The 24290-nt window shown below is 63.5% G+C and carries 18 protein-coding genes and 1 tRNA gene; 4 read left to right on the forward strand and 15 right to left on the reverse strand.

Features of this window, described 5'->3' with window-relative positions; all coding sequences use genetic code 11:
- From tuf to JL37_RS06090, 5 genes are all read right to left on the reverse strand, one after another.
- Positions 1-1191 carry an elongation factor Tu gene (gene tuf / locus JL37_RS06070; protein ID WP_043542672.1) on the reverse strand — a complete coding sequence of 397 codons (1191 nt, stop codon included), beginning with the start codon at positions 1189-1191 and terminating at the stop codon, positions 1-3.
- Between the two features lie 77 nt (positions 1192-1268).
- On the reverse strand, positions 1269-3371 hold the full coding sequence (gene fusA / locus JL37_RS06075; protein WP_043542673.1) for an elongation factor G: 2103 nt from the start codon (positions 3369-3371) through the stop codon (positions 1269-1271).
- 18 nt (positions 3372-3389) lie between these two features.
- The gene (gene rpsG / locus JL37_RS06080; protein WP_006216561.1) at positions 3390-3860 is read right to left on the reverse strand and encodes a 30S ribosomal protein S7; all 471 of its coding nucleotides are present in this window, start codon (positions 3858-3860) and stop codon (positions 3390-3392) included.
- 165 nt (positions 3861-4025) lie between these two features.
- Positions 4026-4403, reverse strand: a complete 378-nt coding sequence (gene rpsL, locus JL37_RS06085; protein WP_005017264.1) for a 30S ribosomal protein S12 — start codon at positions 4401-4403, stop codon at positions 4026-4028.
- Positions 4404-4982: 579 nt separating this feature from the next.
- Positions 4983-5630: a response regulator transcription factor gene (locus JL37_RS06090; RefSeq protein WP_369798520.1), complete on the reverse strand. Its 648-nt coding sequence runs from the start codon at positions 5628-5630 to the stop codon at positions 4983-4985.
- A 313-nt stretch (positions 5631-5943) separates the two neighbouring features.
- On the opposite strand from JL37_RS06090, the gene JL37_RS06095 reads away from it, so the two are divergent.
- Genes JL37_RS06095 through JL37_RS06105 form a run of 3 tightly spaced genes read left to right on the forward strand, consistent with a single transcriptional unit; the run spans position 5944 to position 10175 of the window.
- Positions 5944-6660 (forward strand): response regulator transcription factor, encoded by a 717-nt coding sequence (locus tag JL37_RS06095; RefSeq protein WP_043542676.1) that lies wholly within the window; start codon positions 5944-5946, stop codon positions 6658-6660.
- 34 nt (positions 6661-6694) lie between these two features.
- On the forward strand, positions 6695-7804 hold the full coding sequence (locus tag JL37_RS06100; protein ID WP_043542678.1) for a FecR domain-containing protein: 1110 nt from the start codon (positions 6695-6697) through the stop codon (positions 7802-7804).
- A gap of 28 nt (positions 7805-7832) precedes the next feature.
- Positions 7833-10175 carry a CHASE2 domain-containing protein gene (locus JL37_RS06105; RefSeq protein WP_043542679.1) on the forward strand — a complete coding sequence of 781 codons (2343 nt, stop codon included), beginning with the start codon at positions 7833-7835 and terminating at the stop codon, positions 10173-10175.
- 6 nt (positions 10176-10181) lie between these two features.
- On the opposite strand, the gene JL37_RS06110 is transcribed toward JL37_RS06105, so the two are convergent.
- A complete protein-coding gene (locus JL37_RS06110) occupies positions 10182-11453 on the reverse strand; it encodes a serine/threonine protein kinase (protein ID WP_043542689.1) in 1272 nt (423 codons plus the stop codon).
- Between the two features lie 156 nt (positions 11454-11609).
- Between JL37_RS06110 and JL37_RS06115 the strand changes: the two genes are divergently transcribed.
- On the forward strand, positions 11610-12002 hold the full coding sequence (locus tag JL37_RS06115; protein WP_043542680.1) for a TssQ family T6SS-associated lipoprotein: 393 nt from the start codon (positions 11610-11612) through the stop codon (positions 12000-12002).
- Positions 12003-12066: 64 nt separating this feature from the next.
- Here JL37_RS06115 and rpoC read toward each other — a convergent pair whose 3' ends face one another.
- From rpoC to JL37_RS06160, 9 genes are all read right to left on the reverse strand, one after another.
- Positions 12067-16311 (reverse strand): DNA-directed RNA polymerase subunit beta', encoded by a 4245-nt coding sequence (rpoC, locus tag JL37_RS06120; protein WP_043542682.1) that lies wholly within the window; start codon positions 16309-16311, stop codon positions 12067-12069.
- Positions 16311-20423: a DNA-directed RNA polymerase subunit beta gene (rpoB, locus tag JL37_RS06125; protein ID WP_043542685.1), complete on the reverse strand. Its 4113-nt coding sequence runs from the start codon at positions 20421-20423 to the stop codon at positions 16311-16313. Before rpoB ends, rpoC begins: the two co-directional genes overlap by 1 nt.
- A gap of 163 nt (positions 20424-20586) precedes the next feature.
- Positions 20587-20967: a 50S ribosomal protein L7/L12 gene (rplL, locus tag JL37_RS06130; protein WP_006389590.1), complete on the reverse strand. Its 381-nt coding sequence runs from the start codon at positions 20965-20967 to the stop codon at positions 20587-20589.
- Between the two features lie 81 nt (positions 20968-21048).
- Entirely contained in the window at positions 21049-21573 is a 525-nt protein-coding gene (gene rplJ, locus JL37_RS06135) for a 50S ribosomal protein L10 (RefSeq protein WP_043542686.1), read from the reverse strand.
- A gap of 272 nt (positions 21574-21845) precedes the next feature.
- Positions 21846-22541, reverse strand: coding sequence for a 50S ribosomal protein L1 (gene rplA, locus JL37_RS06140; RefSeq protein WP_043542687.1), 696 nt, complete (start codon positions 22539-22541; stop codon positions 21846-21848).
- A gap of 2 nt (positions 22542-22543) precedes the next feature.
- On the reverse strand, positions 22544-22975 hold the full coding sequence (gene rplK, locus JL37_RS06145) for a 50S ribosomal protein L11 (protein ID WP_043542688.1): 432 nt from the start codon (positions 22973-22975) through the stop codon (positions 22544-22546).
- Positions 22976-23039: 64 nt separating this feature from the next.
- Positions 23040-23573 (reverse strand): transcription termination/antitermination protein NusG, encoded by a 534-nt coding sequence (gene nusG / locus JL37_RS06150; protein WP_006389586.1) that lies wholly within the window; start codon positions 23571-23573, stop codon positions 23040-23042.
- 9 nt (positions 23574-23582) lie between these two features.
- Positions 23583-23963, reverse strand: a complete 381-nt coding sequence (gene secE / locus JL37_RS06155; protein ID WP_006389585.1) for a preprotein translocase subunit SecE — start codon at positions 23961-23963, stop codon at positions 23583-23585.
- A 64-nt stretch (positions 23964-24027) separates the two neighbouring features.
- Positions 24028-24103 (reverse strand) — tRNA-Trp (locus JL37_RS06160).
- Between the last annotated feature and the right edge of the window lie 187 nt (positions 24104-24290).

Genomic DNA, 24290 nt, shown 5'->3' on the forward strand with positions numbered 1-24290 from the left:
TTACTTCAGGATCTTGGCGACGACGCCGGCGCCGACGGTACGACCGCCTTCACGGATGGCGAAACGCAGGCCTTCTTCCATGGCGATCGGGGCCAGCAGCTTGACGGTCATCGTCACGTTGTCGCCCGGCAGAACCATTTCCTTGTCGGCCGGCAGGTCGATCGTGCCCGTCACGTCCGTCGTGCGGAAGTAGAACTGGGGACGGTAGCCGTTGAAGAACGGGGTGTGGCGCCCGCCTTCTTCCTTCGACAGGATGTACACCTCGGAGGTGAATTCCGTGTGCGGGGTGATCGAGCCCGGCTTGGCCAGAACCTGGCCGCGCTGGACGTCTTCACGCTTGGTGCCGCGCAGCAGAATACCCACGTTGTCGCCAGCCTGACCTTGGTCCAGCAGCTTGCGGAACATTTCCACGCCCGTGCAGGTCGTCTTGACCGTCGGGGTGATACCGACGATTTCGATTTCTTCGCCGACCTTGATGATGCCGCGTTCGATACGGCCGGTCACCACGGTGCCGCGACCCGAGATCGAGAACACGTCTTCAACAGGCATCAGGAACGCACCGTCAACCGCGCGCTCGGGCGTCGGGATGTACGAGTCCAGCGCTTGCGCCAGCGACAGGATGGCCTGCTCGCCCAGTTCGCCCTTGTCGCCTTCCAGCGCCAGCTTGGCCGAACCCTTGACGATCGGGGTGTCGTCGCCCGGGAAGTCGTACTTGCTCAGCAGTTCGCGGACTTCCATTTCCACCAGCTCGAGCAGCTCAGCGTCGTCAACCATGTCAGCCTTGTTCAGGAAGACGATGATGTACGGCACGCCAACCTGGCGCGACAGCAGAATGTGTTCACGCGTTTGCGGCATCGGGCCGTCAGCGGCCGACACCACCAGGATCGCGCCGTCCATTTGCGCCGCGCCCGTGATCATGTTCTTCACGTAGTCAGCGTGGCCCGGGCAGTCAACGTGCGCGTAGTGGCGCGTTTCCGTTTCGTACTCCACGTGGGCCGTGTTGATCGTGATACCGCGAGCCTTTTCTTCAGGAGCCGCATCGATCTGGTCGTAGCCGCGGGCTTCGCCGCCGAACTTGTTCGACAGAACGGTCGTGATCGCCGCCGTCAACGTCGTTTTGCCGTGGTCAACGTGACCAATCGTACCCACGTTCACGTGCGGCTTGGTACGTTCAAACTTGCCTTTTGCCATGATCTCTATCCTTTGACTTTCAAGGAAACTTTGATATCTGCCGGGACCGCCCGAGGAGCGGACCCGGCAAGGGTTATTTACTTGGCCCGAGCGGCGATGACTTCGTCAGCGACGTTCTTGGGGGCCTCGGAGTAATGCTTGAATTCCATCGTGTACGTGGCACGACCTTGCGTCAGCGAACGCAGGTTCGTGGCGTAACCGAACATCTCGGCCAGCGGAACTTCGGCCTTGATGGTCTTGCCGCCGCCAACCATGTCGTCCATGCCCTGAACCATGCCGCGACGCGAGGACAGATCGCCCATCACCGTGCCAGCGTAGTCTTCAGGCGTTTCGACTTCAACGGCCATCATCGGTTCCAGCAGCACGGGGCTAGCCTTGCGCATGCCTTCCTTGAATGCCATCGAGCCGGCCATCTTGAACGCGTTTTCGTTCGAGTCCACGTCGTGGTACGAACCGAAGAACAGCGTGACCTTGACGTCCACGACCGGGTAGCCGGCCAGGATGCCCGACGGCAGCGTTTCCGTGATGCCCTTGTCCACCGCGGGGATGAACTCGCGCGGCACAACGCCGCCCTTGATGGCGTCCACGAACTCGTAGCCACCGCCCGGCGGGAGCGGTTCGACCTTCAGGACCACGTGACCGTACTGACCACGACCGCCCGACTGCTTGACGAACTTGCCTTCGACTTCTTCGCAGGTCTTGCGGATGGTTTCGCGGTAGGCCACCTGGGGCTTGCCGACGTTCGCTTCCACGCCGAATTCGCGCTTCATGCGGTCGACCAGAATTTCCAGGTGCAGCTCGCCCATGCCGGAAATGATGGTCTGGCCGGATTCTTCGTCGCTGCGCACGCGGAACGACGGATCTTCCTGCGCCAGGCGCGACAGCGCCAGGCCCATCTTTTCCTGGTCAGCCTTGGACTTGGGTTCCACGGCCTGCGAAATCACGGGCTCGGGGAACTCCATGCGCTCCAGCGTCACGTGCGAATCGACATCGCACAGCGTTTCGCCGGTGGTCACGTCCTTCAGGCCCACGACGGCGGCGATGTCGCCGGCCAGAACTTCCTTGATTTCCTCGCGGTTGTTCGCGTGCATCTGCAGGATGCGGCCAATACGCTCCTTCTTGCCCTTGACCGGGTTGTACACGGTGTCGCCCGACTTCAGGACGCCCGAGTACACGCGGACGAAGGTCAGCTGGCCGACGAACGGGTCCGTCATCAGCTTGAAGGCCAGGGCCGAGAACTTCTCGCTGTCGTCGGCGCTGCGCTTGACTTCGTTGCCAGCGTCATCGGTGCCTTCGACCGGCGGAATGTCCACGGGCGAGGGCAGGTAGTCGATGACGGCGTCGAGCATGCGCTGCACGCCCTTGTTCTTGAAGGCGGTGCCGCACAGCATCGGCTGGATTTCGCCGGCGATGGTGCGCTGGCGGATGGCCAGGTTGATCTCGGCTTCGTCCAGCGAACCGGATTCGAGGTACTTATTCATCAGTTCCTCGGACGATTCGGCGGCAGCCTCGACCAGCTTTTCACGCCATTCTTCGGCAGTGCTCTGCAGCTCGGCCGGAATGTCTTCGTAGTCGAACTTGATGCCCTGGCTGGCTTCGTCCCAGATGATCGCTTTCATCTTGACGAGGTCGATGACGCCCTTGAAGGTGTCTTCGGCGCCGATGGGGATCACCACGGGCACGGGATTGGCGCGCAGGCGCGTCTTCAGCTGGTCATAGACCTTGAAGAAATTGGCGCCGGTGCGGTCCATCTTGTTGACGAAGGCCAGACGCGGCACGCCGTACTTGTTGGCTTGGCGCCACACGGTTTCGGACTGGGGCTGAACACCGCCCACCGCGCAGTAGACCATGCAGGCACCGTCCAGGACGCGCATGGAACGCTCCACCTCGATGGTGAAGTCCACGTGTCCCGGGGTGTCGATGATGTTGATGCGGTGTTCGGGGTAGTTCTTAGCCATGCCACGCCAAAACGCCGTCGTAGCAGCCGACGTAATGGTGATGCCACGCTCTTGTTCTTGCTCCATCCAGTCCATGGTGGCTGCGCCATCATGCACTTCGCCAATCTTGTGATTGACGCCGGTGTAGAACAGGATACGTTCGGTCGTGGTGGTTTTCCCTGCATCGATGTGCGCAGAGATACCAATGTTGCGATAGCGCTCGATCGGGGTTTTGCGGGCCATGGTGGGTTAGTCCTTAAATTACCAGCGGAAATGGCTGAAGGCCTTGTTGGCCTCTGCCATCTTGTGCGTGTCTTCGCGCTTCTTCATCGCGGCGCCACGACCTTCGGAGGCGTCGATCAGTTCGCCAGCAAGACGCAGATCCATCGACTTCTCGCCACGCTTCTTGGCGGCTTCACGGAGCCAACGCATAGCCAGGGCCAGGCGGCGCACGGGGCGCACTTCAACCGGCACTTGGTAGTTGGCACCGCCAACGCGGCGGCTCTTCACTTCGACGATCGGCTTGATGTTGTTGATCGCCAGGCTGAAAACCTCGATCGGCTCCTTGCCGGTCTTGGTTTGCACTTGCTCGAGGGCGCCATAGACGATGCGCTCGGCGACGGCCTTCTTGCCGTCCAGCATGACGACGTTCATGAACTTGGCGAGCTCGACGCTGCCGAACTTGGGATCGGGCAGAATCTCGCGCTTGGGTACTTCGCGACGACGGGGCATTGTTGCTTCCTTGTGTCTGTTCAGTTGAACCGTGTTTCATTACACGGCCATGGCCGCCCAATGGGACGACCCCTTACGTGCCGCGCACCTTCCTGTTTCCGGATGGCGCGGTTGCACTTCCCTGATGACGGACTTCCGCCACTTCGGGGTACTACCGACTCGTTATTAAGCCTTCTTCGGGCGCTTGGCGCCGTACTTCGAGCGGGCTTGCTTACGGTCCTTGACGCCTTGCAGGTCGAGGGAACCGCGCACGATGTGATAACGCACACCGGGCAAGTCCTTCACACGGCCGCCACGCACCAGAACCACCGAGTGCTCTTGCAGGTTGTGGCCTTCACCGCCGATGTACGAAATGACTTCGTAACCGTTGGTCAGACGCACTTTGGCAACCTTACGCAGAGCGGAGTTCGGCTTCTTGGGGGTGGTGGTGTACACGCGAGTGCACACGCCGCGGCGTTGCGGGCAGTTTTCGAGCGCGGGGCTCTTGCTTTTGATGATGCTGACTTCGCGCGGCTTGCGCACGAGTTGGCTAATGGTAGGCATGACCTTTGAAATCCCTTTTACGTACCACTGGTAAGTACTTGCGTACTAGTCTCCTAAGGCGGTGAGCTTCGGAGAAGGCAGTTCGCGCAAAACCGCCTCAAACGTTCGTATACGTAAAAGAGCGGGCTTGCCAACAAACTGTGACAAAACGCACAAGACCGAGAACCGTGAGGGGAGACGCCACGGGGCAGGACCCCGTTTGTGTGCTGTGTGCCGTGAAACGAAAGGCTCGTGACGCACCTCGTTTCCTGACTCTGAACTTCCAGACCCTACGCGGCCAGATTTTGCACGCGAAATAAAGCAGTTAGCCCTTTAGCATAACTGAGATCCGGGCGTACTGTCAAAGAAATTTGTAAATCCGACGAGGCCGCGCGTTGCCGGCAGAAGACGGCCAGTTAGCCGCCAGTCGTGAAAATTTGGGGCCATATAGGCGGGCATTCGGGCCGGCATTCGGACCAGCATTCAGGCCGGCATTGGGGATGACGCCGGGTCGGGAGCCGGGTCGGGAGCCGGCGCAGGCAACCCGGCCCGCGTCCGGGCGCCGCATCGGGGCAGTGTACCCGCCTGGCGCCCTTTCTACTATTGGTCGGCGAACAGGTAGCCGCTGCCGTAGACGGTACGGATCGGCAGTATTACCCCGGCCAATTCGGCCTTGCGGCGCAGCCGGCTGACGATCACGTCGATACTGCGCGAGCCGCTGGCCCGCGCGCTGCCGCCCTCGACCTGCAGCTCTTCGCCCAATTCGGAACGCCCGACCGCCCTGCCCGCCACTTCCAGCAGCGAGCGCACGATCAGGCGCTCGTTCGCGGACAACGAGATGGTCGTTCCCGAAGGCGCGGCCAGCGTCCAACCCTGGTCGCGCAGTTCCCATTGGCCGTTCGCAGCCGCTTCGACCAGGCCCTCATCGTCCTGCCCCGAGGGCAAGCGGCGAGCCAGCGACAGCAGGATGCAGGCCAGTTCGCGCGGGTCCTGCGGTTCGGGCAGGCAGGCGTCGGCCCCGCTTTGCAGGCAGCGCAAGCGGCTTTCCACGGACATATTGCTTCCCATCACCACGATACCCAGGGACGAGGAGCCACGCAGCCGCGCCACCAGGGCGTAGCCGATTTCCCCGAGCGACCCCACGTCGAGGACCACGACGTCGTACGCGCCCCCATTGAGCAATCCGAACAGTTCCAGGGACGTCGAGCAGCCGCGCGCGGAAATGCCGGCCTGCAGCAAAGCGGACACGGCGACCCCGCGGGCCGCCTCATCCGGAGACATCATAAGTATGCGCAATTGATTCATATTTGTTCCATCCAGCGATTCGACCCGCTCACTTCAGTGCAGCCGGCGATGGGACGATTGAGACAGTGTGGCGCGTTGCGACGCAACAACTCCAGTCAAGATTCGTCAACTTTGCAATGTTTGACAGTTCTTGGCATAACGTAGCCAGCGGGGACACTGCCCGAGTTATCATTCGTCTACTCGAATTCCCTTACCCTCTTGCAGTAGGGCGCCATAGCGCGCGCTTGCGTAGCAAACCTTCGCGAGAACACGTCTGATGAAAATCGCGTCGCTGGAAGACGACCTGGACCAAGCACGCCGCATCCAGCAAGTTTTGACCACAGCGGGATACACCTGCACCAGCTATCAGCAAAGCCGGGATCTCCTGGCTGCGTTGCGCACCGAGCGTTTTGACCTGGTGCTGCTGGACTGGCACTTGCCCGATATCGACGGCGATGATGTCGTGCGCTGGCTGCGCGCCAATATCGGCCCGCGCATACCGGTCATTTTCCTGACCAACCGTTCCAGCGAGGACGACCTTGTGGAAGGTCTGCGCGCCGGCGCCGACGACTACATCGTCAAGCCCTTGCGCCCCCAGGAGCTTCTGGCCCGTGTGGCGGCGTTACTGCGCCGCAGCCAGATCGCGGAACCCGCCAATGACGGGTTCGACGTCGCGCGCTACCGCATCGAGCCGGCAGCGCGCGCGATTTCCCTGGATTCCACCTCGATCGCCCTGGCGCCGAAGGAATTCGACCTGGCATTGCTTTTTTTCCGCAATATCGGCCGCCTCATGTCACGCGACGTGCTGGCCGAATGCGTCTGGAACAGAGAAATCCCCGCCACTTCCCGCACGCTGGACACCCATTTGTCGAACATCCGACAAAAGCTCCAGCTGCGTCCCGAGCATGGCGTGCGCCTCTCCTCCTCCTATGCCCTGGGCTACCGGCTTGAGCTGACCAGTCCGGCCGAGGATGTTCCATCCAGTCCGCAGTAAGCGTAATTCCTCGCACCCCGGAGAATCGATCGACATGAGCCGCTGCCGCGCGCTTTCTTTGCTTGTCCTGATGTCCTGTCTTCTGCTCACGGCCCCGGCGCGCAGCCAGCCGGCCGGCGCCCTCGGAGACGATTTCATCTACCGCGTCCGCCAGGGCGACACGCTGATCGACCTGGCCACCCGCTACACACGCAACCAGTCGAACTGGAACCACCTGCAGATGCTGAACCGGGTCACCACGCCGGAGCTGCTGCCCGTGGGGCTGGAGCTGCGCATTCCGCTTTCCATGATTCCCGAGCGGGCCGCCAGCGCACGCGTGCTGCACGTCAGCGGCCAGGCGAGCCTCGACGGCAAGTCCCTGCAGGCCGGCGACACCGTGGCCGAAGGCAGTACCGTCGCCACGGCGGCCAACGGTTTCGTCACGCTGGAATTGGCCGATGGCTCCAAGCTGACCCTGCCCGCGGGCGGAGCGGTCGAGCTGACGCGCCTGCGCCAGTTCGAAGGCACCTCGCTGACGGATTCGGTGGTCCAGGTGCAGCGCGGCGGCGTCGAGTCGTCCGTTGCGCCCGCCGGGGAAGGCGTGGGGCGCTTCGAAGTCCGCACGCCCGTCGCGGTGACCGGCGTACGCGGCACGCGGTTCCGGGTGCAAAGCAACGAGCACGGCGTGCACAGCGAAGTGCTCGAGGGCAGTGTCCGCCTGCAACCCCACGCGCCTGGCGCGCGTCCCGACAGGCCGGTCGCCGTGGCCAAGGGCTACGGCGCGGCGATCGGCGCCGATGGCGTCGTCTCGGGCGTGCGCGCGCTGCTCGCCGCGCCGGCGCTGGGCGAACCGGTACGTGCCGGCGGCGGCGCATGGACCGCCGACGTGTCGCCCGTGGCGGGCGCGCAAGGCTATCTTGTGCGCGTCTCGCGCGATGCCGACGGCACATTGCCGGTATCGTCGGCGAGCTTCCCCACGACCGACATCCGCTTCACCGCGCCTGGGGCGGGCACCTATTACGTATCCGTGCGAGCCGTGGACGAGCTGGGCTTGAGCGGAAAGGACGCGATCGCGACCTTCGAAGGCGCGAACCAGCTCATGACTTCCTTCGGCCTCGGCGTGGCCAGCGGCACTGGCGGCTTCATCACGCTCACCGAGTACTAGGGCCCGCTCACACAGGGCAAGGAGCTTCATGGCCACCGCCGATCCACTGGACCGGACCTCGCGCTCAGGGCTGTGGCTGACGATGGCGCTGGCGGTGCTGGCCGCCCTCCTGGGTTCTCTCAACGGTTTCGGCCGCGTCGACCAGATCCTGTACGACCGGGCCGTTTCGGCGACCAGCCGCAACGCCGACCCCGACATCCTGATCGTGGCGATCGACGACGCCAGCATCGACGCCTTGGGACGATGGCCCTGGCGGCGCGCGGTCCACGCCGCCCTGCTGGACCGGCTGCATGGCGCGAAAGCGGTCGGGCTGGACCTGATCTTCGCCGAACCCGACACGGTCCATCCCGACGACGACCGCATTCTTGCCGACAGCATCCGGCGCAATGGGCACACCGTCCTGCCCATCGTGCTGGACCGCCTCTCGCGACCCTCGAGTGCCAGCGCCCCTATCGCCGGCCTGGCGCAGGCGGCGGCTGCGAAAGGGTTCATCAACGCGCGCGTCGACCCCGATGGCGTGGTCCGCGAGGCCACGCTGACCTCCGAGGTAGCGGGCAACCGCTGGAACCACATGGCCATATCGATGCTGGAAGTCGGCGGCGAAGGGCAGCGGGCGCAAAAACTCCTGGAACACGCCCAGCCGGACGGCAGCATCCTGATTCCTTACGCGGGCCCCACCGCGCACGTGCGCACGGTGCCCTACCTGGCCGTCCTGCGGGGAGACCTGTCGCCCGAGGACCTGCGCGGCAAATACGTGCTGGTCGGCGCGTGGGCCACCGGCCTGGGCGACGCCTACCCCACTCCCGTCTCACACGAAGTCAGCGGTATGGCTGGCGTGGAGATCATCGCAAACCTGCTGCAGGCGGCGCGCGACGGACTTGCCTTCCAGCGGCCGCCGGCCTGGTGGAACGGGTTGTTCTCGGCGCTGCCCGTTCTGCTGGCCTGCCTCGCCTTGTGGCGCCTGTCTCCCAAGCGGGCGCTGCTGGTCTGCGTCGGCCTGCTGGCGGGCATACTCGGCGCCGCGCTGCTGCTGCTTGCCTATGGCCATTTCTGGTTCGCCCCGACCGCGGCGCTTCTCGGCGTGGCGTTGTGCTATCCGCTATGGAGCTGGCGCAGCCAAGAGGCCGCGCTGCGCTATATGGACAATGAATTGCGCCGGCTGCAGCGCGAATACCCGCCGGTGCTGAACGAGGCGCGCGCCCAGACCGCCGGGCCCAGCGCATCGCTGGAAAGCCGCGTCGGCGAGTTGCGGCGGGCGCTGGCGCGCGTGCGCAACTTGCGGCGCTTCCTGGCCGACGGCCTGGACGGCATGCCGGACGCCACGCTCGTATTCGACCAGGACGGGCGCATGCAATTCCGCAACCAGGCCGCCGTGATGTATTTCCAACGTCTGGGCATGCGGCCTCCCCGCGTCGGCCGCCCCGCCATCCACCTGCTGGAAAAAACCATTTCCGATCCCGCCACGCGGCAGCGCGTCGCCGAGGCGCTCAGCGGCCAGGGCCCAGTCGCCGGAACGTCGCCCTGGAGCGCGGATCTGGAATTGCACGACCGGGCCGGGCGCGATCTCATCCTGAAATGCGCCCCCATCCATACCGCCGAAGGAAACTTCGCCGGCACCGTCGCCACGCTGACGGACATCTCGCGCATCCGGCAGGCGGAGCGCCAGCGCGAAGAAACGCTGCGCTTCATCTCCCACGACATGCGCGCCCCCCAGAGCTCCATCCTGGCGCTGGTGGAAATGAAGCAGGAGGACGGCGTCCAGGACGAGCAGGGTGAAACGCTCAACCGCATCGCTATGCTGGCCAGGCGCACGCTGCACCTGGTCGATGATTTTGTGCATCTCACGCGCGCCGAATCGATGACCATCAGCGCGGTGGAGCTGGACCTGGGCAGCCTGCTGCAGGATGCCGTCGATGAGTTCTGGGCTTCGGCGCAAAAGCGCGGTATCGCGCTGGATCTTCGGCTGCCGCTGCCTGCCGCCTACATCCGCGGCGACCAGACCTTGCTCATGCGCACGCTGTGCAACCTGATCGACAACGCGATCAAGTACAGCCCGCCGCAGACCCGCGTCGAGTGCGGCATCGACGATGAACCCGGTTTCTGGCGGGTCGCCATCCATGACCAGGGCCAGGGCATCGCAGCCGAGGACCTGGCTCGCCTGTTCGAGCCGTTTTCGCGCGTGGGAGTGGAAACCCGGGGCGACGTCGGCGGCGCCGGCCTGGGGCTGGCGTTCGTGCGCACCGTGGCCGAACGGCACGGCGGATCGGTGGAGGTCAGCAGCGAGCTTGGCGTAGGGTCGATCTTCACGCTGCGCCTGCCGATGGCGCCGGAAGCGCCTTTGGAGCACCCCGAAGGCGCGCCAAAGGCATAGCGGCCGCTACTGGAACGTGTGCGAAATCACGCCCGGCCGGCCAGCCTTGACCTCCAGGCTGGTGCGGTACGGCGGCAGATCGGCATTGCGTACCACCACTTGGTATTTGCCGGGAATCAGCCTGAGCTCCTTGACGGGCGGGCTGATGCCCCGCGCCACGCCGTTGATCCACACTTCTCCCCAAGGACGGATATCCAACCGTACCAGCACCGGCACGGGCTTGGGCTTGGCGGCTTCCTCGGCTTCTACGGCTTCTACGGCGGGCGCCTCTGGCGTCGGGGACGCCTGCGGCGCCTCGTCCGGGGATGGCGCTTCGGCGGGCGGCGCGGCAGGCGCCGGGCTTTCCACCTGCCCGGTGCTGCCGGCCGAAGCCAGGCTCGGTGGTTCGGGCGGCGCCTGGGGGCCTGGCGGAGCTTGAGGCTCGGGCGCCGCTGGCGGCGCCGCTTGCGGCAAGGGATGGACGACCGGCGGATTGGGCTGGACGACTTCGGAGCGGGTAATCAGAGCATTCTGGGCGCCCAGGCCCGACTCCAGCCAGGCGTATACGCCCGCGCCGGCCAGCGCCGCGATGAACAACAGCCACAACAGCGCCCGGCGCCCACGCGCAGGCCGGCGTTCCACGGCGGCAGCCGCCGCGGGCGTGGCCTGCGCGGCAACGGCCTCGGTGGAATCGGTCTGGTCGGGCAAGATTTCGGGCTGCGCGGCAACGCCCAGCATCTCGGCCAGCTCGGCCAGTGTTTGCGGCCGGTCGGCGGGCTTCATCGACAGGCCGGCGTCGATCACGGACAGGAAATCGTGGCTATATTTCGGCAGGCCCAGCGAGACGAGCGGTTCGTAGGTATCGGCCGCGCGGCGTTCGGGCGCGGGCGGAGGCCGGCGTCCGATGACCAGCGCATGCATGACGGCGCACAAAGCGTAGATGTCGCTCCAGGGGCCGCGCGGCCACTCCATGGTATCGGTATACAGCTCAAACGGCGCGAAGCCGGCGGTCGGAGTGCGGCTGACGCGGCGCGAGCGCGCTACGATCAGCTCCGGAACCAGATGCGCCCGCGCGTTCTCGTCCATCCCCACTGTTTCCAGGGAAATGTCGCCACAGATCTCACCCTGCGCATGCAAGGATATGAGGGACGGCAATAGATCGGAGAGAAGCCGCTTGATGCGCGCTTCCGGGACGCCCCCCGCCGTGCTGGCGGCAATGGCGCTCAATGGGCGCAGCGCAAGCGGCGCGGCGCCGGAAAAAGGGCCACGCGGCGTCAACAGGCCGGCGGAAGGAGACATGATCGAGAGTTGCGCCACGGCGCGAATATGCATTGAGAAGTGAATAGGGCGAATATTATCGAATCCGCTACGCAAGGACATTGCCGAAAATGTCCGAGCGCATCAGGCTGTGGCACGATAGCGTATGGCCACATCACCCTCCCCCTTTGGAAGCCCATGAAAATTCGCATTCTGAGTAGTCTGCTCGGCCTATCCGTCCTCCTTGCGGGTTGCGCCGGCACCTCCCGGCAGCCGGAGGGCCCGCCGACCGCGGAAGCGCTGGATCAATTGCAACAAGTGCGCGACAAGTACAGCGCAGGACGCTATGGGGAAGTCATCCGCACCGTGGCCACCTCCGACGCGCTGGCCACGTCCACCAAGGCGGTGCGCATCGAAGCCTACAAATTGCAGGCGTTCAGTTATTGCGTAAGCCGCTATCCGCAGCTTTGCGAAGACAGTTTCTCCCGCATCCTCGTCCTGGATCCCTCGTTCACGCTGGCGCCCAACGAGGCCGGCCACCCGGCCTGGGGCCCCGTCTTCCAGCAGGCCCGGGCGCAGGCTTCGCGGTAAACCCCGCCCCATGAAAAAAGGCCGCTGATTCGCATCAGCGGCCTTTTTACTTGAGGGCTTCCGCTTATTCGGCGGAGTCCTCGGCGCCCAGGTCGGCAGCAGGCGTTTCGGCATCCGAGCCCACCGTGACCGGCGAGTCTTCGAACGGGTTGGCCTGCTGGCGGGCGGCTTCGCGTTCCGCAGCCTCCAGCGCTTCCTTGTCCTTGCGGGCATGGTGGTACGCCAGGCCGGTACCCGCCGGGATCAGGCGGCCGACGATGACGTTTTCCTTCAAGCCGCGCAGGTCGTCGCGCTTGCCCATGATGGCGGCTTCGGTCAGGACTCGCGTGGTTTCCTGGAACGAAGCGGCCGAGATGAACGAGTCGGTCGACAGCGAGGCCTTCGTGATGCCCAGCAGCACGTTCTCGTAGGTCGCGGGGCGGCGATCTTCAGCCGTGACGCGATCGTTCTCGTTCAATAGCTCCGAACGCTCGACCTGCTCACCCGGGATGAACTCGGTATCGCCGGCATCGACGATGTTCACGCGGCGCAGCATCTGGCGGACGATCACTTCAATGTGCTTGTCGTTGATCTTCACGCCCTGCAGACGGTACACGTCCTGCACTTCGTCGACGATGTAGGTCGCCAGCTTCTCGATGCCTTGCAAGCGCAGGATGTCGTGGGGATCGGCCGGGCCGTCCACGATCATTTCGCCCTTGTTCACCACTTGGCCGTCGTGCACCAGAACCTGCTTTTCCTTCGGAATCAGGAACTCGTGGCTGACGCCTTCCAGGTCGGTGATGACCAGGCGCTGCTTGCCCTTGGTGTCCTTGCCGAACGAGACCGTGCCGGTGACGTCGGCGAGCATGCCGGCATCCTTGGGCGAACGGGCTTCGAACAGCTCGGCCACTCGCGGCAGACCGCCGGTAATGTCGCGGGTCTTTTGCGATTCCTGCGGAATACGCGCCAAGACTTCACCCACGGCAACCTGCTGGCCGTCGCGCACCGTGATCAGCGCGCCCACCGGGAACGAGATGTTCACCGAGTGATCGGTGCCGGCGATCTTGACGTCTTCGCCGTTCTCGTTGACCAGCTTGATCTGCGGACGCATGACGATCTTGCCGCCACGGGTCTTCGGCGTGATGACGACGAGCGTCGACAGGCCGGTGACTTCGTCCACCTGCTTGGCCACGGTCACGCCTTCTTCGATGTTCTCGAAGCGGACGGCGCCGCCATATTCCGACACGATCGGACGGGTCAGCGGATCCCACGTCGCCAGGCGCGCGCCAGCCTTCACGGCTTCGCCATCGCCCACCAGCACGGTCGCGCCGTACGGGATCTTGTGGCGTTCGCGTTCGCGGCCGTTGTCGTCGAAGATCGCCAGTTCGCCGGAACGCGAGATGGCCACGCGTTCACCCTTGGAGTTGGTGACGTAGCGCATCGTGCTGGCAAAGCCGACGGAACCGCTGGACTTCGTTTCCACCGCGCTGGCCAGAGCCGAACGCGAGGCCGCGCCACCGATGTGGAACGTACGCATCGTGAGCTGCGTGCCCGGTTCGCCGATGGACTGGGCGGCGATGACGCCAACCGCTTCGCCCTGGTTGACCGAGGAGCCGCGGCCGAGGTCGCGGCCGTAGCAGTGCGCGCACAGGCCGTGGCGCGTTTCGCAGGTCAGCGGCGTGCGAACCTTGACTTCGTCCACGCCGATGCGGTCGATGGTGTCGACCATGTCTTCGTCCAGCAGGGTGCCGGCGACGATGGCCGTTTCCTGCGTGTCCGGGTTGACGATATCCACGGCCGCCACGCGGCCCAGGATGCGGTCGCGCAACGGTTCGATGACTTCACCGCCTTCGACCAGGGCCTTCATGTTGTAGCCCTGCGAAGTGCCGCAATCGTCCTCGGTGATCACCAGATCCTGCGTCACGTCGACCAGACGGCGGGTCAGGTAACCCGAGTTGGCGGTCTTCAGTGCCGTATCGGCCAAACCCTTACGCGCGCCGTGAGTCGAGATGAAGTACTGGAGTACGTTCAGGCCTTCACGGAAGTTCGCGGTAATCGGCGTTTCGATAATGGAGCCGTCCGGCTTGGCCATCAGGCCGCGCATGCCGGCCAACTGGCGGATCTGGGCGGCCGAACCACGGGCGCCCGAGTCAGCCATCATGTAGATGGAGTTGAACGATTCCTGGCGCACTTCCTCGCCGTGACGGTTGGTCACGGGCTCGGTGGCCAGTTGTTCCATCATCGCCTTGCCGACCTTGTCGCCGGCCTTGCCCCAGATGTCCACCACGTTGTTGTAGCGTTCCTGGGACGTGACCAGACCCGACGAGTACTGCTTGTCGATTTCCTTCACTTCGCGGCTGGCTTCGGCCAGGATGCCTTCCTTGGCGGTCGGGATCAGCATGTCGCCCATGGCGATCGAGATACCGCCGCGCGTGGCCAGGCGGAAGCCCGACTGCATCAGCTTGTCGGCGAAGATGACCGTATCGCGCAGGCCGCAGCGGCGGAACGACTGGTTGATCAGGCGCGAGATTTCCTTCTTCTTCAGCGCCTTGTTCAGGACGGTGAAGGGCAGGCCCTTGGGCAGGATCTCGGACAGCAGCGCGCGGCCGACCGTCGTCTCGTGACGGCGGATGACCGGCTGCCATTCGCCGTTTTCGTCGCGCTCGTGCTCCTTCAGGCGCACGGTGATGCGGCTTTGCAGCTCGACTTCGCCGTTGTCATAGGCGCGCTGGACTTCAGCAACGTCCATGAAGAAGATGCCTTCGCCGCGGCCGTTGATGCGCTCGCGGGTCGTGTAGTACAGACCCAGCACGATGTCCTGGGACGGCACGATCGACGGTTCGCCGTTGGCCGGGAACAGCACGTTGTTGGAAGCCAGCATCAGCGTGCGCGCTTCCAGCTGGGCTTCCAGCGACAGCGGCACGTGAACGGCCATCTGGTCGCCGTCGAAGTCGGCGTTGAACGCCGCGCAAACCAGCGGGTGCAGCTGGATGGCCTTGCCTTCGATCAGCACGGGCTCGAACGCCTGGATGCCCAAACGGTGCAGCGTGGGCGCACGGTTCAGCATGACCGGGTGTTCGCGGATGACTTCTTCCAGGATGTCCCAGACCACCGGTTCCTGGCTTTCCACCAGTTTCTTGGCAGCCTTGATGGTCGTGGCCAGGCCCATCATCTCCAGGCGATTGAAGATGAACGGCTTGAACAGTTCCAGAGCCATCAGCTTGGGCAGGCCGCACTGGTGCAGCTTGAGCTGCGGACCCACCACGATGACCGAACGGCCCGAGTAGTCGACGCGCTTGCCCAGCAGGTTCTGACGGAAACGGCCGCTCTTGCCCTTGATCATGTCGGCCAGCGACTTGAGCTGGCGCTTGTTGGCGCCGGTCATGGCCTTGCCGCGGCGACCGTTGTCCAGCAGCGAGTCGACGGCTTCCTGCAGCATGCGCTTTTCGTTGCGCAGGATGATTTCCGGAGCCTTCAGCTCGAGCAGGCGCTTGAGACGGTTGTTCCGGTTGATGACGCGGCGGTACAGGTCGTTCAGGTCGGAGGTCGCGAAGCGGCCGCCGTCCAGCGGCACCAGCGGACGCAGGTCCGGCGGCAGCACGGGCAGCACTTCCATGACCATCCATTCGGCCTTGATGCCGGACTTCTGGAAGCCTTCCAGCACCTTCAGGCGCTTGGAGATCTTCTTGATCTTGGCTTCCGAACTGGTGGCCTTCAGTTCGCCGCGCAGCGTTTCCACTTCGCGGTCGATGTCGATGGTGCGCAGCAGTTCGCGCACGGCTTCCGCGCCCATCAGGGCACGGAAATCGTCGCCGTACTCTTCGGTCTTGGCGAGGAAATCGTCATCCGACATGATCTGGCCGCGCTTGAGCGGCGTCATGCCGGGTTCGATCACGCACCAGGCTTCGAAGTACAGAACGCGTTCGATGTCGCGCAGGGTCATGTCGAGCACCATGCCCAGACGCGACGGCAGGCTCTTCAGGAACCAGATGTGCGCAACGGGGCTGGCCAGCTCGATGTGGCCCATGCGTTCACGGCGAACCTTGGCAACGGTAACTTCAACGCCGCACTTCTCGCAGATCACGCCACGATGCTTCAGGCGCTTGTACTTGCCGCACAGGCACTCGTAGTCTTTGATCGGGCCAAAGATCTTGGAGCAGAACAGGCCGTCGCGCTCAGGCTTGAACGTGCGGTAGTTGATGGTCTCGGGCTTGCGAACTTCGCCGTAGGACCACGAACGGATCTTCTCGGGCGAGGCGATGCCGATCTTGATGGCATCGAACTGCTCGTCTTGCGAGACTTGCTTAAAGAGGTCGAGTAGCGCTTTCATTAGTTACGCTCCAAATCCATGTCCAGGGCCAACGAGCGGATTTCCTTGACCAGCACGTTGAACGATTCCGGCATGCCGGCATCGATGACGTGGTCGCCCTTGACGATGTTTTCGTATACCTTGGTACGGCCGGTGATGTCGTCCGACTTCACCGTCAGCATTTCCTGCAGGGTGTAGGCGGCGCCGTATGCTTCCAGCGCCCACACTTCCATTTCCCCGAAACGCTGGCCGCCGAACTGCGCCTTGCCGCCCAGCGGCTGCTGGGTAACCAAGGAGTACGGGCCGGTCGAACGCGCGTGCATCTTGTCGTCGACCAAGTGGTGCAGCTTCAGGTAGTGCATGTAGCCGACGGTCACGGGACGCTCGAACTGCTCGCCGGTACGGCCGTCGAACAGCCATGCCTGCGTGCGCGACGGCGTCAGCGCCATGCGCTTGGCGACGTCGTCCGGATAGGCCAGTTCCAGCATCGTGGTGATTTCCTCTTCGGTCGCGCCGTCGAAGACGGGCGTCGCGAACGGCACGCCGTTCTTGAGGTTCTGGGCCATTTCCATGACTTCGTCGTCGGTCAGCTCGTCGATGCGCGCGCCGGTGCCGGTCGTGTTGTAGACCTTGTCCAGGTAGGCGCGGACGTTCTTGACCTGCGCGGTGCGCTCGTCGCGCAGCATGTCGGCGATGCGGTGGCCCACGCCCTTGGCAGCCCAGCCCAAGTGCACTTCCAGCACCTGGCCGACGTTCATCCGCGAGGGCACGCCCAGCGGGTTCAGAACGATGTCGGCCGGCGTGCCGTCAGCCATGTGCGGCATGTCTTCCACCGGGGTGATGCGCGAGACCACGCCCTTGTTGCCGTGGCGGCCCGCCATCTTGTCGCCAGGCTGCAGACGACGCTTCACGGCCAGGTAGACCTTGATCATCTTCAGCACGCCCGGGGGCAGCTCGTCGCCCTGCGTCAGCTTCTTGCGCTTCTCTTCGAAGGCCAGGTCGAACTGGTGACGCTTCTGCTCGAGCGATTCCTTGGCCTGCTCCAGCACGACGGCGTGCGGCTCATCGGCCAGGCGGATGTCGAACCACTGCCAGCGATCCAGATCGGCCAGATAGGCCTTGGTGATCGTGGCGCCCTTGGCCAGCTTGCGCGGACCGCCGTTGACGGTCTTGTTGACCAGCATCTTCTCGATACGGTCGAACTGGTCGTTCTCGACGATGCGCAGCTGGTCGTTCAGGTCCTGGCGATAGCGGCGCAGTTCATCGTCGATGATGGACTGGGCGCGCTTGTCGCGCACGATGCCTTCGCGCGTGAACACCTGCACGTCGATCACGGTGCCGGTCATGCCCGAGGGCACGCGCAGCGAGGTGTCCTTAACGTCGGACGCCTTCTCGCCGAAGATGGCGCGCAGCAGCTTTTCTTCCGGCGTCAGCTGGGTCTCGCCCTTCGGCGTCACCTTGCCGACCAGCACGTCGTCGGCGCTGACTTCGGCGCCGATGTACGTGATGCCGGAATCGTCCAGGCGGTTCAGCTGCGTCTCGGCCAGGTTGCTGATGTCGCGCGTGATTTCTTCAGGTCCGAGCTTCGTGTCACGGGCAACGACCGTCAGTTCCTCGATGTGCACCGAGGTGTAGCGATCGTCGGCCACGACCTTTTCGGAGATCAGGATCGAGTCTTCGAAGTTGTAGCCGTTCCAGGGCATGAACGCGATCAGCATGTTCTGACCCAGAGCGAGTTCGCCCAGGTCGGTCGATGCGCCGTCGGCCAGCACGTCGCCCTTGGCGACACGGTCGCCGCGCTTGACGATGGGACGCTGGTTGATGTTCGTGTTCTGGTTGGAACGCGTGTACTTGATCAGGTTGTAGATGTCGACGCCGACTTCGCCAGCGACGTTTTCTTCATCGTTCACGCGGATCACGACACGCTCGGCGTCGACGTGGTCGACCAGGCCGCCACGCAGGGCTTGTACGGTCGTGCCCGAGTCAACGGCCACGGTGCGCTCGATGCCCGTGCCCACGACCGGCTTTTCCGGACGCAGGCAAGGCACGGCCTGGCGTTGCATGTTGGCGCCCATCAGCGCGCGGTTCGCGTCGTCGTGCTCCAGGAACGGAATCAGCGAGGCGGCGACCGAGACGATCTGCGACGGGGCGACGTCCATGTAGTGCACGTTGGCCGGGGCGGTCAGCATCGTTTCGCCGGCTTCACGGCAAGCAACCAGGTCGTCAACGAAACGGCCTTCGTCATCGAGCGCGGCGTTCGCCTGCGCGATGACGTAGTGGCTTTCTTCGATGGCCGACAGGTAGTCGATCTGGTCGCTGACGCGGCCGTCGACGATCTTGCGGTAAGGCGTTTCCAGGAAGCCGTACTCGTTCAGGCGAGCATACAGCGCCATGGAGTTGATCAGGCCGATGTTCGGGCCTTCCGGCGTTTCGATCGGGCAGACGCGGCCATAGTGGGTCGGGTGCACGTCGCGGACTTCGAAGCCGGCGCGCTCGCGCGTCAGGCCGCCCGGGCCCAGTGCGGAAACGCGGCGCTTGTGCGTGATTTCCGACAGCGGGTTGGTCTGGTCCATGAACTGCGACAGCTGGCTCGAACCGAAGAACTCCTTGATGGCGGCCGAGATCGGCTTGGAGTTGATCAGGTCGTGCGGCATCAGGTTTTCCGTCTCGGCCTGGCCCAGACGTTCCTTGACGGCGCGCTCCACGCGCACGAGGCCGGCGCGGAACTGGTTCTCGGCCAGTTCGCCGACGCAACGCACGCGGCGGTTGCCCAGGTGATCGATGTCGTCGATCTGGCCGCGGCCGTTACGCAGCTCGACCAGCACCTTGATGGTTTCAAGGATGTCTTCGTTGGTCAGCGTCATCGGGCCGCTGGTGTCTTCACCACGGCCGAGGCGGCTGTTGACCTTCATGCGGCCGACGCGCGACAGATCGTACGTTTCTTCGCTGTAGAACAGGCGCTGGAACAGGGCCTCCACCGCTTCTTCGGTGGGGGGCTCGCCAGGACGCATCATGCGGTAGATGGCGACGCGTGCGGCCATCTGGTCGGCGGTTTCGTCGGTGCGCAGCGTTTGCGAGATGTACGGGCCGCGATCCAGGTCGTTCGTGTAGAGCGTCTGGATATCGTGCACGTTGGCGGCGCGCAGGGCGCCCAGCACGCTTTCCGTGATCTCGTCGTTGGCGTTGGCGATGACTTCGCCGGTGTCCGGATCAACGATGTTCTTGGCCAGCACACGGCCGTACAGGAAGTCTTCCGGCACGGAAATGCGCTGGATGCCGCCGGCAGCCAGATCGCGCAGGTGCTTGGCGTTGATGCGCTTGTCCTTCTCGACGATGACCTTGCCGGCACGGTCCGAGATGTCGAAGCGGGCCATTTCGCCCTTCCAGCGCTCGGGCACGAATTCCATCATCGCGCCTTCGCTCTTCAGTTCGAAGTTGTCGAAGTCGAAGAAGTTGGCCAGGATCGATTCCGGCGTCATGCCGATGGCCTTGCACAGGATCGTGACGGGCATCTTGCGGCGGCGGTCGACGCGGAAGAACAGCACGTCCTTCGGGTCGAATTCGAAGTCCAGCCACGAACCGCGGTAGGGAATCACGCGGGCCGAGAACAGGAGCTTGCCGGAGCTGTGCGTCTTGCCGCGATCGTGCTCGAAGAACACGCCGGGCGAACGGTGCAGCTGCGAAACGATGACACGCTCGGTGCCGTTGATGACGAAGGAACCCGTGCCCGTCATGAGCGGAATTTCGCCCATGTAGACTTCCTGTTCCTTCACTTCCTTCACGGTGGGCTTGCTGACTTCGCGGTCAAGCAGCACCAGGCGGACCTTGGCTCGCAGGGGCGAGGCATAGGTCAGGCCACGTTGCTGACATTCCTTGACATCGAACACCGGTTCGCCGAGCACATAGCTCACGAACTCCAAGCGCGCCATACCGTTGTGACTAACGATCGGGAAAATCGACGAGAACGCCGCCTGCAAACCGTCGGCTACGCGATCGGACGGGGCGGTATCCGCCTGCAGGAAAGTTAGGTAGGATTGAAGCTGTGTCGCCAACAGGAAGGGAACGTTTTGAACGTCTTCACGCTTGGCGAAGCTTTTGCGGATGCGCTTTTTTTCGGTGTACGAGTAAGGCATGAGCACTCCGACTCGAGGTTGCATGGGCCGTCAACCACGGCCCCAGGTGATACGACTCCAGGAAACCCCCCTGGAAAGGGCATGCCCCCAGTAGGGGTTTCCTGGAAACGCAAAAGCCCGGGGACTGCAAACTGCGCTGTCCCCGGGCAAGTTGACGCAGGTCTTACTTGACTTCGACCTTGGCGCCAGCTTCTTCCAGCTTCTTCTTGGCGGCTTCGGCGTCAGCCTTGGCAACGCCTTCCTTGACGGGCTTCGGAGCGCCGTCGACCAGGTCCTTGGCTTCCTTCAGACCCAGACCGGTCAGTTCGCGCACGGCCTTGATGACGCTAACCTTGTTGGCGCCGGCTTCAGCCAGAACGACGGTGAACTCGGTCTGCTCTTCAGCAGCGGCGGCAGCGCCACCAGCGGCGGGAGCAGCGACAGCGACAGCGGCGGCAGCAGCCGACACGCCGAACTTCTCTTCCATTTCCTTGATCAGCTCGGACAGCTCGAGCACGGTCATGCCAGCGATGGCGTCAAGGATTTCAGCTTTGTTAAGTGCCATTTTTCAGAACTCCAAATATTTTGGTAATGCCAGGGTTTGGGTGTCGCTCGGTCGTTCAGCGAATTCCGTGAAGGCAGGCGATTAAGCCGCAGCCTTCTGGTCGCGCACGGCGGCGAGGCCACGGGCGAACTTGGTCGGAACTTCGTTGAGCGTACGCACGAATTGCGCGATGGGGGCTTGCATGGTGCCCAGCAGTTTCGACAGCAACTCTTCGCGCGAGGGCATGGTGGCCAGAGCCTTCACGCCGTCTTGGGTCAACAGGCTGTTGGGCAGCGAGCCCGCCTTGATGACCAGCTTGTCGTTGCTTTTCGCGAAACCTGCGAGGACCTTGGCCGCCGAAACCGGATCAGCGCTGATACCGTAGATCAGCGGACCGGTCAGTTGCTCGGCCAACGGCTCGAAAGCCGTGCCGGCAACAGCACGACGGGCCAGCGAGTTCTTGAGAACACGCAGATACACGCCCGATTCACGCGCAGTTTTGCGCAGTACGGTGACAGAGGCGACGTCCAGACCACGGTACTCAGCGATAACGATCGATTGGGCCTTGGCAACTTCAGCCGAGACTTCCTCGATCACCACCGCTTTCTCTTGACGATTGAGACTCACGGTTTGAACACTCCATCAAAAGACGCTTGGGGCGAATGCCTTGCACGTCAACCGAATGCGGCGCCTGGTCGAGTTCTTCGTGTAAAGAAATCTTCCTGGGGACGCCGTCTACGCTGGATCCGAACTATGCGAGCTTCGGGATTAAGCGGGGCAGCGAGGACTGCCTTCCAAACAGAAAAGCGAGACGCTGTACTGCCCTGCTCCAGCGGTCTTTGACAGCAGCATCCGGAGAAATCCGGATGCGGCCCAAAGTACGTTTACAACTGTCGGGCTTAGGCCGACAGCGAGGCAATTTCCACGCGCGCACCGCCGCCCATCGTGGACGAAACGGCCAGCTTGCGCAGGTAAATGCCCTTGGCAGCTGCGGGACGAGCCTTTTGCAGGGCGTCGACCAGAGCGGCCAGGTTGGTTTGCAGCTGTTCCACGCCGAACGACGCGCGGCCGATCGTTGCGTGGATGATGCCAGCCTTGTCGGTACGGTACTGGACCTGACCGGCCTTGGCGTTCTTGACGGCGGTGGCGACGTCCGGGGTCACGGTGCCGACCTTCGGGTTCGGCATCAGGCCACGGGGACCCAGGATCTGGCCCAGGGCACCCACGACACGCATCGTGTCGGGCGAAGCGATGACCACGTCGAAGTCCATCTGACCGGCCTTGATGCTTTCGGCCAGGTCGTCCAGACCCACGATGTCGGCGCCAGCGGCCTTGGCGGCTTCAGCCTTGTCGCCCTGGGCGAACACGGCGACGCGGACCGACTTGCCGGTGCCGGCGGGCAGCACGACCGAACCGCGGACCAGCTGGTCCGACTTCTTCGGGTCGATGCCGAGTTGCACGGCCACGTCGATGGATTCATCGAACTTGGCGACGGCGGTTTCCTTGACCAGGGTCAGGGCTTCAGCGACCGGGTACAGCTTGGAGCGGTCGATCTTCTGCGCAATGGCAGCAGCGCGCTTGGACAGTTTTGCCATGATTAGATCCCCTCAACCGTGATGCCCATGCTGCGGGCGCTGCCAGCGATCGTGCGCACGGCGGCTTCCAGATCAGCGGCGGTCAGATCGGGGCCCTTGGCCTTGGCGATCTCTTCAGCTTGAGCGCGGGTCAGCGTGCCGACCTTGTCGGTGTGCGGCTTGGCCGAACCCTTTTGCACGCCGGCGGCCTTCTTGATGAGGACCGTCGCGGGCGGGGTCTTCATGATGAAGGTGAAGCTCTTGTCCGCGAAGGCGGTGATCACCACCGGAATCGGCAGACCGGGCTCCATGCCCTGCGTCTTGGCGTTGAACGCCTTGCAGAATTCCATGATGTTCAGGCCGCGCTGACCCAGCGCCGGGCCAATCGGGGGGGAGGGGTTAGCCTTACCAGCCGGCACTTGCAGCTTGATAAAGCCGACGATTTTCTTCGCCATGCTTTGCTCCTTGCGGGTTATATCGCTTCGTTCCGTTCAGGCCCGAAGCTCCCCGGGGTTGAAATTAGGTCTTTTCGACCTGACTGAAATCGAGTTCGACGGGCGTGGCGCGACCAAAAATGGTGACAGACACGCGCACCTTGCTCTTTTCGTAGTTGACTTCTTCGACGTTGCCGTTGAAGTCCGCAAACGGACCTTCCTTGACCCGAACCATCTCGCCCACTTCGAAGAGGATCTTGGGGCGCGGTTTCTCGACGCCCTCTTCCATCTGGGAGAGGATCTTCTCGACTTCCTTTTCGGAAATCGGGGTCGGACGGTTGCCCGAGCCACCCAGGAAGCCGGTGACGCGGTTGGTGTTCTTGACCAGGTGCCACGTTTCGTCGGTCAGGTCCATTTCAACCAGGACGTAACCGGGGAAAATGCGGCGTTCGGTGATCGACTTCTGGCCACCCTTGACCTCGACGACTTCCTCGGAGGGCACAAGAATGCGGCCAAAAGACGTTTGCAGGCCCGCGCGCTCGATGCGCTCGTTCAGGGCCTTGTGTACGCTTTTTTCCATGCCGGAGTACACATGGACGACATACCAACGCTTACTCATTCGCCGTCCTTATTTCCAGCCCAGCAACAGGCCGTAGAGAATCCATTCGATGCCCTTGTCGAGCACCCACATGAAAATGCCCATGACCGCCACAAACGCGAAAACGATGCCCGTCATCTGGGTCGTTTCCTTGCGCGTGGGCCACGAGACACGCTTGACTTCGTTGTAGGACTCGCTCGCGAAGCTCAAGGTGCGACGGCCGGGTTCGCTGAACCAGGCGATCACGGCTGCGATCACGAGGCCGCCGACGAACACGCCGATACGAGCAGGCATCGGCTGCGCGCTGAGCACGGAGAACCCGACGATGCCAGCAATAACGACGAGAACCGCCAGCCCGAGCTTTACCCGGTCGGCGGTACTGGTTACGGTTTCTACGCTGGTATTAGACATATTGCGACGCGAGCCGCCGTGAATGCGTAACTCGCGATGATCTCCCGCGGGTTTATCCTGGCGGTGGCAGGGGCAGTAGGAATCGAACCTACAACCTTCGGTTTTGGAGACCGACGCTCTGCCAATTGAGCTATGCCCCTAAAACACTACACTTGCACTACACAGCAGCTTCCGCATTACATGCAATAGCTTGCGGAACCATACATCATACTACTTTTACAGCACTGATGGATAGAGGGGCTCAAAAGCCCACTCTATCCATCCGGGTATTGCTTACTTCAGGATCTTGGCGACGACGCCGGCGCCGACGGTACGACCGCCTTCACG

This window comes from Achromobacter sp. RTa (genome assembly GCF_000757485.1).
GTDB lineage: Bacteria > Pseudomonadota > Gammaproteobacteria > Burkholderiales > Burkholderiaceae_B > Achromobacter.

Bases quoted from the DNA above. Each gene is read 5' to 3' on its own strand.
- tuf (WP_043542672.1), bottom strand. From the start codon at position 1,191: ATGGCAAAAGGCAAGTTTGAACGTACCAAGCCGCACGTGAACGTGGGT.
- fusA (WP_043542673.1), bottom strand. From the start codon at position 3,371: ATGGCCCGCAAAACCCCGATCGAGCGCTATCGCAACATTGGTATCTCT.
- rpsG (WP_006216561.1), bottom strand. From the start codon at position 3,860: ATGCCCCGTCGTCGCGAAGTACCCAAGCGCGAGATTCTGCCCGATCCC.
- rpsL (WP_005017264.1), bottom strand. From the start codon at position 4,403: ATGCCTACCATTAGCCAACTCGTGCGCAAGCCGCGCGAAGTCAGCATC.
- JL37_RS06095 (WP_043542676.1), top strand. From the start codon at position 5,944: ATGAAAATCGCGTCGCTGGAAGACGACCTGGACCAAGCACGCCGCATC.
- JL37_RS06100 (WP_043542678.1), top strand. From the start codon at position 6,695: ATGAGCCGCTGCCGCGCGCTTTCTTTGCTTGTCCTGATGTCCTGTCTT.
- JL37_RS06105 (WP_043542679.1), top strand. From the start codon at position 7,833: ATGGCCACCGCCGATCCACTGGACCGGACCTCGCGCTCAGGGCTGTGG.
- JL37_RS06110 (WP_043542689.1), bottom strand. From the start codon at position 11,453: ATGTCTCCTTCCGCCGGCCTGTTGACGCCGCGTGGCCCTTTTTCCGGC.
- JL37_RS06115 (WP_043542680.1), top strand. From the start codon at position 11,610: ATGAAAATTCGCATTCTGAGTAGTCTGCTCGGCCTATCCGTCCTCCTT.
- rpoC (WP_043542682.1), bottom strand. From the start codon at position 16,311: ATGAAAGCGCTACTCGACCTCTTTAAGCAAGTCTCGCAAGACGAGCAG.
- rpoB (WP_043542685.1), bottom strand. From the start codon at position 20,423: ATGCCTTACTCGTACACCGAAAAAAAGCGCATCCGCAAAAGCTTCGCC.
- rplL (WP_006389590.1), bottom strand. From the start codon at position 20,967: ATGGCACTTAACAAAGCTGAAATCCTTGACGCCATCGCTGGCATGACC.
- rplA (WP_043542687.1), bottom strand. From the start codon at position 22,541: ATGGCAAAACTGTCCAAGCGCGCTGCTGCCATTGCGCAGAAGATCGAC.
- rplK (WP_043542688.1), bottom strand. From the start codon at position 22,975: ATGGCGAAGAAAATCGTCGGCTTTATCAAGCTGCAAGTGCCGGCTGGT.
- nusG (WP_006389586.1), bottom strand. From the start codon at position 23,573: ATGAGTAAGCGTTGGTATGTCGTCCATGTGTACTCCGGCATGGAAAAA.
- secE (WP_006389585.1), bottom strand. From the start codon at position 23,963: ATGTCTAATACCAGCGTAGAAACCGTAACCAGTACCGCCGACCGGGTA.